A 9,359-nucleotide genomic window follows, 5' to 3' on the forward strand; every position below is an offset into this window, starting at 1 on the left:
CGGCCAACGCGCATGCGGGGCATGGAAGCCAAAAGTCTGAAAAAGAAGATGAAGGACAAGGCCTTCGCGGCTTCGGTCTGCCGGGAGACCATCAAGGAATGCGAGAAGATCGGAGTGGAACTGGGAGATTTCCTGGCCCTGGCCATCGCGGCCATCTCCGCCATCGAGGTCGAAGTTGGCCTGGCCGTCTGACGCGGCCGCGCCCCTGGCGGGATACGGGCCGGATTGCGCCCTTATCTGGCGGCGCGGTCCAGGGCCAGGGCCAGGGCCGTGGTCAGCTTGACCAACTCCTGGTTGTTGCGCCGCACCGTGGCCGCCAAACGCCGGGTCACGGCCAACAGCAGATGAAAGCCCAGGCTGGGTTCACGGCGGGCCAGCTCGAAAAAACGGTCCCGGTCCGTGACCAGAAATTCGGAATCCTCCAAAACATGAATGGTGGCCGAACGGGTGTCGCGGTCGATGAGGGCGATCTCGCCAAAAAGCGGATATTGGGAATCATCCAGCACGGCCAACACCTTGCGCGGGTCTTCCGTGGCCAGAAGCGGAACCGGGATGTTGCCCAGCAACATGGACTTGCTGATGCGCACCTTCCCGTGAATCAGAATGAACAGCTCGTCGCCCTCCTCCCCCTCGGTGATCAAATTCTGCCCCGCCTCCACCCGCCGCGTGCCGAAGACTTCGCGCACCAGCTCCAGATCACGGTCGCTCAAATCCCGAAAAACGGCGACGGACCGCCAGTCCGTGAATGCACTCATACTCCGCCTCCGGCCCTGAGATAGAGCAGGGCATCATACCCGGCTAGGCTTTGATCATCGGCCGGATTGGGCAGGACTTCGGGCCCGACCGAGCCCAGAACCGTTTTCTGCCCGGAATTGTGAAAGAGTTCCAAGATGAACCGGTCCAAGGCGGAGCCTTCGTCCAAGACATCCTCCAAGGACAGATGACCACCCAAGCGACACACACCCAGGGGCAGCTCGTTCCGACGCCGGGATTCGGCCAAGAGCGCCCCCCAGGTCGAGGCCCGCTCCTCGGCGCCGAGCAACCGATAGCCCAGCAGGGACGACCCGTGCGCCCCGAGCAACCGCTCCACGAAGGTCCACATGGACAAGCTGGTGCCCATCATGCCCAGCAGGCGCGAACCGATTTCCCCGCGCACGACCACCTCGTTCACGCCGGCCCGCAGCAAGTGACTGCGACTCTCGGGCAGCAGCACCTCGCCGTAAATCGGCACGCGCGGGGCCAGCTCACGCAGCGCCAGGGCCGCGTACAGAGTTTCCTGCTCCGCGTCCTTGGCCGCCTGGCCGTCGTCGCGGGGCAGCAGATAAAGCACGGCGGCCCGGTCCGGAGCGGCCTTGCGCAGCACCCCGACCTGGGTCACGTTGCCGTAAACGAAATGCAGGCGCTCGCCCATGTCCAACTGGGCGGCAATGGCGTCGCGCTCGTCCTGCCCCAGACTGTTGACCAGAACCAAGTGTCCGCGCGACCCCGCGCCGATGACGCCGTTGGCCCGCAACGAGGTGGCCAGGTTCAATCCAAAGGCGTTCCAACCCACGATAACGACATGCCGGGAAAGATTGACCACCACCAACCCCTTGCGTTTCCTGGCCTGCTCCACCACGAGCATGGAGGCCAGATTACCGGTCAGCGTACTGACCAAGCCAATGCCGCAAAACATGACCACCACGCCCATGACCCGCCCGCCCAAGGTAGCGGGCACGATATCTCCGTAGCCGACCGTGGTCAGGGTGACCACGGCCCACCAGAAGGCGTCGAACAGGTCCAGATCGCGCCCGCCCTGATGGACTTCGAAAAAATAATACCCGCACGCGCTGCCCAAGAGCACGAACAGAATAAGCCCGACAAGCTTGCACAACGGATGGTCGAGCACGATGCGGGACAATTTTTTCGGCAAACGGAAAGCGAACACGGTCACTCCTTGGGAATCGCGGCACGCTAACAGAGCGGTTCGGGGAGTCAAGACGCCATGACCGGACAACACGACGCGGAAGGCATTGTCGCGAGAAGATCACGAATGCCGCGAGGAAACGGATCGGGTGCATTGCCCTCCCGCTCCCGCCGCGATTCAGCCCCGCGCGCTCCGCGCGGGAGCAACGACGCGCCAACGCGGTTTGGAAGAGTTGGCCAACGCGATCAAGAATGATACCCGCCTGGCTGTACGCGACATCCCCAAGCGCCTGACGCTTGTCGGAAAACACTCGAGAGACGGAGGACACATGAAGGTCATCATTCGCGGCACCAGGGGCTCCATTCCGGTGGCGTCGCCCCAAACCCAGCGCCATGGCGGCAACACGACCTGCATCGAGGTCCTGACCGACGCCGGCGACCGCGTCATCATCGACGCGGGTTCGGGCATCCGCGCCCTGGGCGACGAGCTCATGGCCACGGGCCCCTCGTCCTTTGCCCTCTGCTTCACCCACGCCCATTGGGACCACCTGCTTGGCTTCCCCATGTTCGCGCCCATCTTTTCGCCCGAAAGCCATATCGATATCCATGCCCCCCGCGACATCGGCCGCGATGGCATCCGCAGCGTCCTGGGGGGCATCATGGACCGCCGCTATTTTCCGGTAACCTTCGACAAGCTGCCCTCAAAGCTCGACGTGCACGAGTTCACGCCCGGCGAAACCTTCCACGTCGGCTCCGCCCTGATCGAAACCATGGCCACCCACCATCCCGGTGGCAACACGGCCTACCGCGTCACGGCCGATGGCTGGACCTTTCTCTTCACCGGCGACCACGAATGCACCCGGCAGGACACATCCATGGCCGACTTTCTGCGCGGCGCCGACGTGGCCGTGGTCGACGCCCAGTACACCGAGGCCGAATATCCGGTCCGCCAGGGCTGGGGACATTCCACCTTTGCCGCCTGGCCGGAAATGGCCGAGGCCGCCGGCGTGCGCTGGCTGCTCTTTTCCCATCACGACCCGGCCCGTACCGACGACCAGCTCGACGCCATCCTCGACGATCTGCGTCAACGCTTCGGCCATCTTGGCGTGATGCTGGACATGGCCGCCGAAGGCCTGGAACTGTCCGGGCCGGGACAGTGCGCCATGGACCATCCCTTTTGCGCCACCACCCCGCGCAACGACGCCGAGGCATCCGGCGGGTCCGGATTCGCCCTTTTTTCCTGGCTCAATTCCTTTTCGCGTGAACTGGCCCGCTACAACGACATGGGCGTGCTCCTGGACCGCATCCTGCTCGAAGGCCGCGCGGTGACCCAGGCCGATGCCGGGACCATATTTCTCCGCGAGGGCAACGGCCTGACCTTCGCCAACATCCACAACAACACCCTCTTTCCGGGCTCGGCCGCCAACAAGCACGCCTACGCGAGCACCACGCTGCCGCTGGATAACACCTCCATCGCCGGATACGTGGCGCTGGAACGACGACTGGTCAACATCCGCGACATGCGCGCCCTGCCCGGCGATGTCCCCTTTTCCTTCAACGCCGCCCTGGACGAGGCCACGGGGTATCGCACGGTCTCGACCCTGACCGTGCCCATTCTGGGCCAAAACGACCATTTGCTCGGAGTCATGCAGCTCATCAACAGTCAGCCAGATGGACACCCCGAGGCCTTCACCGAAGTCATGGAAACACGGGTCCAGCTCCTGGCGGTCCATGCCGGCAGCGCCATCGAACGCGGCACCCTGACCCAAAATTTCATCCTGCGCATGCTGCACATGGCCGCCCTGCGCGACCCGCGTGAAACCGGCGCCCATGTCCAGCGCGTCGGCTCCTACGCGGCCGAGATCTACCACCGCTGGGCCGAGAAACAGGGCACCGATATCGACGAACTGCGCTACCAGAAAAGCCAAATCCGCCTGGCGGCCATGCTCCACGACGTGGGCAAGGTCGGCATCGCGGACACCATCTTGAAAAAGCCGGGCCGCCTGGACGAGGCTGAATACGCCATCATGAAAACCCACTGCGCCCTGGGCGCGGCCATCTTCACCGGCACCATGACCGAGGTCGATCGACTGGCCCGGGACGTGGCCCTGCACCATCACCAAAAATGGGACGGCACGGGCTACACCGGCACCGATGCCCCGCCCCTGCGCGGCACCGATATTCCCCTGGCCGCGCGGATCACGGCCGTGGCCGATGTTTACGACGCCCTGTGTTCGCGGCGCTGCTACAAGGACGCCTGGACTCCAGCCATGGCTCTGGCCGTGCTGCGCCAGGACGCGGGCAGCCATTTCGACCCCGAGATCGTGGCCTGTTTCGAGGATGTCTGGGAGACCATCGAGGCCATCCGGGCCAGATATCCGGATGACGAGGAATAGGGATCACCGCGCTTGAAAGGGCCGACCCGGCCCCCCTCTCTCGCGTGTTGTCGGGGCCGCGCGTTCCGTCCCTTCCATGCCGGCATCCTGGGCGTCCGCCGATCAGTCCCGCTCCACCGTCACGTCCTTACTGATCGTCGTGCCGCCGACCCTCTTGCCATGCGCTTCCAGCAAACGCACCAACTCGGCCATCGGCGTTCCCGGTTGGCGCCGTACTTGCTTGCGCGGCAAGGCATAGTCCTGCTCGTTAAGCAAAGGTTTACGACCTCGCCGCTTCACTTCTTCCTGTAAATTTTCTCGAGACATCGCGCCTCCATACAGATGGTCACGTTCTCGCGTGATTACTGGAAAAATAAATTATTCAAAAATATTATCTAAGAAAATATAAATAAAGAAATGTGTCGATAAATTTTTCATTTTCTTCTTTGTTATTTATCAATTCGCAATCACTTGCTTTAATTGCACATTGCGCGACATATTTAATTAGATGTGTTGGATTATTTTACATTCCGCTGTTACGTATACACGTCTTTTTTTGTAAGCGTCTGAATTTCTTTAACAGGAATACATGGCCAAAAATATGCATACAAATCGATTGATATACATAACTGTTTAACCTCTTTTGTATACATTATTTGAATTTTTCATTCGCACTAACTTAGCACAAATGTGGTAGAATAAATTTTTTTTCATTAAGTCAGCAAGATATATATTACTTGGTTAGTAAATAAAAATACTCAAAGAATAAAAATACACTCGCAAGATATTAATTTTAAATTTATATTGTTTATGATATTAAATAAGGGGGTTAAAAAATGCTCAAATTCACACTTTCAAAATTTGCGATTTTTATTTTGGCATTATTTGTAATTTCAAATAGTGTTTTTGCAGAAACAATCACTTTCACTCGAACAGATTTTTTAGTGAGCACTACTGAGACATCTGCTACCCTTTCTTCAAATCCTACATCTGTTCCAACAATACCAGTTGATGAAACATTCACTTTAGAACCAAATTCAAACAACCTTTATCTCAATTATAATCAAGGAAAATTTTTGCGTTTTGATTTCACTTTGCCATCTACTTATGCAAATTTAGATTTTCTATTTACTGCAATTATCAATGATGCGTTCGCACTTTATATTAATGATTCTGTTGCAGCTATTCAATCTGATGCAGCTGTAGTAAACTTTGAAACACCACTACCTGGATTTCACTTAGACTCTGCCGGAAATGCGATTGATACGTCGCCAGGAAAATTGAACTATTTGCTCACAAGTGGTATGCAATCTTTTTTTCAAACCGGCGTTAATGAACTGACAATATACGGAAGAGATATCAATAACTGGGGTGGCTTTGACGAAATAACCGGTGTGATCAGTTACAATACCACTGAACCGCCCCCCAACCCTGTTCCTGAACCCTCCACCATGTTGCTGACCTGCATTAGTCTAGTAGGGTTAGCTAGAGTCCGAAGAAAGTTTAGAAAGTAGTTTGCAGCGGATCACATTTCAGGACAAAAGGCAGAGCCAATTGGCTCTGCCTTTTGTTAGATCGTCCCTAGTGGTTTGATTTCGAATACTCCCTGGCCCAAGCCGGGCTCCCCCGCCTTGAATACAAATCCTGCCGCGCGCTTTCCATGGAGTACGGCTTGGTCGCCCAGGGCGCGGGGCTGTCCATCCTGTCGTTCCATTGCCTGCGCGCTCCGCCCTGCGGCGCAGTCTATCACAGTCTGGCCGATGTGCTGCCTCCCTTCGAGGCGTCGACCGTCCGCCACGAGGAACGCTTACCACCCGTGACCCGATAATTTCTCGGTTTTCTTGAGGAACAGTTAAGCGCGCTGGGTTACGGCCCCGACAGATCGCCAGGGACCATGACGGAACAAAACGCGAAAGACTCACGCTCCGCATAAACCACGCGCCCGATAATCCCGCCGCGCCGCGCTTCGGCCGGTCTCCCCGGAACCCCAAGCACCAGACGCGTCCTTCCGGTCCAATGCCGCCCGCCAGGGTTCTGGCCCTGTTTCCGAGCCAGAACCCTGGCGCCGGCAAACAGCATCGCGCCTTGACAAGATCAAACACCCCTGGCTAGCTCATCCGCGCTTCGGATGCCGAAAGGCGAAAAGGGAATCCCGTGTGAATCGGGAGCGGACCCGCCGCCGTGAGTTCCAACACAGCCATTTTCCTCGCGCTCCACTGGGCCAAGGCCTGGGAAGGACGAACATGGTGGAACGAGCCGGAAGACCTGTCCGAGGCCACATCCATGGCCAGTTCCGACGTCAACGGGGGTTTTGACGTCGGAGCCCGCGACGCGCCTGCGTCGCTCTTCTCCCACCGCCCCCGCCAAACAGGAGGACTCATGTCAAAAGCCTCGTGTCTTTGCGGAATCATTCTTCTTTTCTTTTGTTTTGCCTGCCCTGCCCTGGCCGGACACAGCGAACGCCCGGCCAAAAAGGGCATCCTGCTCGTGGCCTTCGGCACCACCGTGCCCGAAGCAACGGCGGCCCTGGAACACCTGGACGCCCAGGTCAAGGCGCGCTTTCCGGGACTCCCGGTGCACTGGGCCTATTCCTCGCGCATCGTGCGCGACAAACTGGCCAGCACTGGCGTGATCAAGGATTCTCCGGCCACGGCCCTGGCCAAAATGATGGACGAGGGGTTCACCCATGTCGCCGTGCAGTCCCTGCACACCATCCCGGGCGAAGAATTCCACGGACTGCAAAAAACCGTGTCCGCCTTCACGGGCATGCCCAAGGGCATGGACCAGATCGAAGTCGGCATGCCGCTTTTGGCCTCGCATGAAGACATGCAGGCCTGCGCCAAGGCCATCATGGCCACCCTGCCCAGGGAGCGCAAAGCTGGCGAGGCCGTGGTTCTCATGGGGCATGGCACCCACCATCCCGGCAACATCTATTATCCGGCCCTGCAGTATTATCTGAACCGCCTGGACCCGCTGATCCTGGTCGGCACGGTCGAGGGCGCGCCATCCCTGGATGATGTCCGGGCCGAGCTGAAAAAACGCAAGGTCCGCACGGTCTACCTGCGCCCGCTCATGTCCGTGGCCGGCGATCACGCCATGAACGACATGGCCGGCGACGAGGACGATTCCTGGAAATCCGTGCTGACCAAGGACGGCCTGGCCTGCGTGCCCGTACTGCGCGGGACCGCCGCCAGCACGGCCTTCACCGATATCTGGATCGACCATCTCCAGCACGCCGTGGAACGGCTGCACTAAACGCATGGGGCCGAAAACAGGAAAACCCGCCATGGCGGCCGGTCTGTGCTGTCTGCTTCTGGCATCCATGTATGCGGCCCTGTTTTTCGGCCCAGTGCCTTTAAGCGCCCAGGAAATCCACGCCGCCCTGACCGGCGCCGCGTCCGAGGACAGCGTCCGCACCGCGACCATCGTCCACGACCTGCGTCTGGGCCGGATCGTGGTCTCGGTTTTGTGCGGCATGGCTTTGGCCCTGGCCGGGGCGGTTTTTCAAGGATTGCTGCGCAACCCGTTGGCCGATCCCTTCACCCTGGGCATTTCCAGCGGCGCGGCCTGCGGTGCGGCCCTGGCCCTGACCCTGGGCTGGGCGGGCTCAAATGCCCTCGCCGTGCCGGCCCTCCCTCTGGCCGCCCTGATCGGCGCCTTCACGGCCCTGGCCCTGGTGCTGTCCTTAAGCCGGATCAGCGGCGATTTCTCCCGTGAAAGTCTCATTCTGGGCGGCATCGTGGTGTCCACGGTGCTGGCCGCCCTTTTGACGCTGATTAAGGCCCTGAACGAAGAGTCCGTCTCGGCCATCGTCTTTTGGATCATGGGCAGTTTTCAAGGGCGAACCTGGGAACAGGCCCGACTGATGCTCCCGTACCTAATTCCGGGTTTTCTGCTCGTGCTGGCCCAGGCCAGGGAACTCGATCTCCTCGCCCTGGGCGGAGAGCAGGCGGCCCAACTTGGCGTGGCCGTGACCCGGGCTCGGATCGTGCTGGTCATCGGCGCGGGGCTGCTCACGGCGGCGGCGGTCAGCGTATCCGGCATCATCGGCTTCGTCGGTCTGGTGGTGCCACACCTGATCCGGCTGCTCGCCGGCGGCGACGCCCGCACCGTACTCGTCTTTTCGGCCCTGGGCGGCGGCCTGCTCATGCTCTGGTCCGACACCCTGGCGAGGTCCATTCTGGATCACGGCGCGGAACTGCCGGCCGGGGTGGTCACGGCCCTTTTCGGCGGTCCGTTTTTCTGTCTGGTCATGGCCAGACGCGGCCAGCGGGCATGATCACAACGAAAGATCTCCGCGCCGGGTACGACGGCGCGTCCGTGCTGCGGGACGTGAATCTGCGTCTCGCGCGTGGTGAATTCGTCGGTCTGCTCGGCCCCAACGGCGGCGGCAAGACCACCCTGGTTCGGGTCTTGTCCGGCGTGCTGCGCCCGCAATCGGGCACCGCCCATGTGGCCGGGCAGGACATCCATGCCCTGTCCGCGCGGCGACGGGCACGACTCTGCGCCACGGTGCCCCAAGCCAATCCGGGTCTGGGCGAAACGTCTGTCCTGTCCGTGGTGCTCATGGGGCGCTATCCCTACCTGTCCTTTCTGGGCGGATATGCTCCGGCCGACAACGCCGCGGCCCTGACCGCCATGAACGCGGCCGGTTGCGGGGAACTGGCCGCGCGCCGGGCCTCGGAACTTTCCGGCGGCGAAACCCAGCGCGTGCTCCTGGCCCGCGCCCTAGCCCAGGGGGCGGACCTGCTCCTGCTGGACGAAGCCGCCGCGAACCTGGACGTGGCCCGAAGCGTCGACCTGTACGAACTGCTCCGCGCCCGCAACGCGGCCGGCCTGACCATTGTTTCGGTCGTCCACGACCTCAATTTGGCCGCCCTGTATTGCCAGCGCCTCGTCTTTCTGAAACAGGGCCGCATCGTCCACGACGGACCAACCTCAAAAATTTTCACCGAACAAATACTGAGCGAAATCTATGAAACACCCCTTCGCGTGGCGGCGCATCCCGTCACCGGCGCGCCCCAGGCCTATCTGGTGCCTCGTTCTTAATGTCCTGCTCGCGGTCTGTCCCCTTTTGGC

The 9,359-nt window shown here is 60.4% G+C and carries 9 protein-coding genes and 1 riboswitch; of the genes, 6 read left to right on the forward strand and 3 right to left on the reverse strand.

Annotated features, from left to right (window positions below):
* On the forward strand, window positions 1-192 hold a 192-nt coding region (locus tag EOL86_09690; GenBank protein NCD25843.1), incomplete at its 5' end, for an HD family phosphohydrolase.
* Between the two features lie 41 nt (window positions 193-233).
* Here EOL86_09690 and EOL86_09695 read toward each other — a convergent pair.
* Together EOL86_09695 and EOL86_09700 are read right to left on the reverse strand one after the other, a co-directional pair.
* Entirely contained in the window at window positions 234-755 is a 522-nt protein-coding gene (locus EOL86_09695; GenBank protein NCD25844.1) for a cyclic nucleotide-binding domain-containing protein, read from the reverse strand.
* Entirely contained in the window at window positions 752-1,999 is a 1,248-nt protein-coding gene (locus EOL86_09700; protein NCD25845.1) for a potassium channel protein, read from the reverse strand. Before EOL86_09700 ends, EOL86_09695 begins: the two co-directional genes overlap by 4 nt.
* Before the next feature lie 235 nt (window positions 2,000-2,234).
* On the opposite strand from EOL86_09700, the gene EOL86_09705 reads away from it, so the two are divergent.
* The gene (locus tag EOL86_09705) at window positions 2,235-4,301 is read left to right on the forward strand and encodes an HD domain-containing protein (protein ID NCD25846.1); all 2,067 of its coding nucleotides are present in this window, start codon (window positions 2,235-2,237) and stop codon (window positions 4,299-4,301) included.
* Window positions 4,302-4,403: 102 nt separating this feature from the next.
* Here EOL86_09705 and EOL86_09710 read toward each other — a convergent pair whose 3' ends face one another.
* Window positions 4,404-4,607 (reverse strand): hypothetical protein, encoded by a 204-nt coding sequence (locus tag EOL86_09710; GenBank protein ID NCD25847.1) that lies wholly within the window; start codon window positions 4,605-4,607, stop codon window positions 4,404-4,406.
* A 509-nt stretch (window positions 4,608-5,116) separates the two neighbouring features.
* On the opposite strand from EOL86_09710, the gene EOL86_09715 reads away from it, so the two are divergent.
* The 4 genes from EOL86_09715 to EOL86_09730 all read left to right on the forward strand — a co-directional run bounded on the left by EOL86_09715 (window position 5,117) and on the right by EOL86_09730 (window position 9,329).
* Window positions 5,117-5,794: a PEP-CTERM sorting domain-containing protein gene (locus tag EOL86_09715; GenBank protein ID NCD25848.1), complete on the forward strand. Its 678-nt coding sequence runs from the start codon at window positions 5,117-5,119 to the stop codon at window positions 5,792-5,794.
* Window positions 5,795-6,389: 595 nt separating this feature from the next.
* A riboswitch (cobalamin riboswitch) is annotated at window positions 6,390-6,568 on the forward strand.
* Window positions 6,569-6,659: 91 nt separating this feature from the next.
* Window positions 6,660-7,535, forward strand: coding sequence for a sirohydrochlorin cobaltochelatase (locus tag EOL86_09720; GenBank protein NCD25849.1), 876 nt, complete (start codon window positions 6,660-6,662; stop codon window positions 7,533-7,535).
* 4 nt (window positions 7,536-7,539) lie between these two features.
* Window positions 7,540-8,559: an iron ABC transporter permease gene (locus tag EOL86_09725; protein ID NCD25850.1), complete on the forward strand. Its 1,020-nt coding sequence runs from the start codon at window positions 7,540-7,542 to the stop codon at window positions 8,557-8,559.
* Window positions 8,556-9,329 carry an ABC transporter ATP-binding protein gene (locus EOL86_09730; GenBank protein NCD25851.1) on the forward strand — a complete coding sequence of 258 codons (774 nt, stop codon included), beginning with the start codon at window positions 8,556-8,558 and terminating at the stop codon, window positions 9,327-9,329. Before EOL86_09725 ends, EOL86_09730 begins: the two co-directional genes overlap by 4 nt.
* The last annotated feature ends 30 nt before the right edge of the window (window positions 9,330-9,359 follow it).

It is taken from the genome of Deltaproteobacteria bacterium (genome assembly GCA_009930495.1).
In the GTDB taxonomy this organism is placed as follows: Bacteria; Desulfobacterota; Desulfovibrionia; order Desulfovibrionales; family Desulfomicrobiaceae; genus Desulfomicrobium.

Bases quoted from the DNA above. Each gene is read 5' to 3' on its own strand.
- EOL86_09695 (NCD25844.1), bottom strand. From the start codon at position 755: ATGAGTGCATTCACGGACTGGCGGTCCGTCGCCGTTTTTCGGGATTTG.
- EOL86_09705 (NCD25846.1), top strand. From the start codon at position 2,235: ATGAAGGTCATCATTCGCGGCACCAGGGGCTCCATTCCGGTGGCGTCG.
- EOL86_09710 (NCD25847.1), bottom strand. From the start codon at position 4,607: ATGTCTCGAGAAAATTTACAGGAAGAAGTGAAGCGGCGAGGTCGTAAA.
- EOL86_09715 (NCD25848.1), top strand. From the start codon at position 5,117: ATGCTCAAATTCACACTTTCAAAATTTGCGATTTTTATTTTGGCATTA.
- EOL86_09720 (NCD25849.1), top strand. From the start codon at position 6,660: ATGTCAAAAGCCTCGTGTCTTTGCGGAATCATTCTTCTTTTCTTTTGT.
- EOL86_09725 (NCD25850.1), top strand. From the start codon at position 7,540: ATGGGGCCGAAAACAGGAAAACCCGCCATGGCGGCCGGTCTGTGCTGT.
- EOL86_09730 (NCD25851.1), top strand. From the start codon at position 8,556: ATGATCACAACGAAAGATCTCCGCGCCGGGTACGACGGCGCGTCCGTG.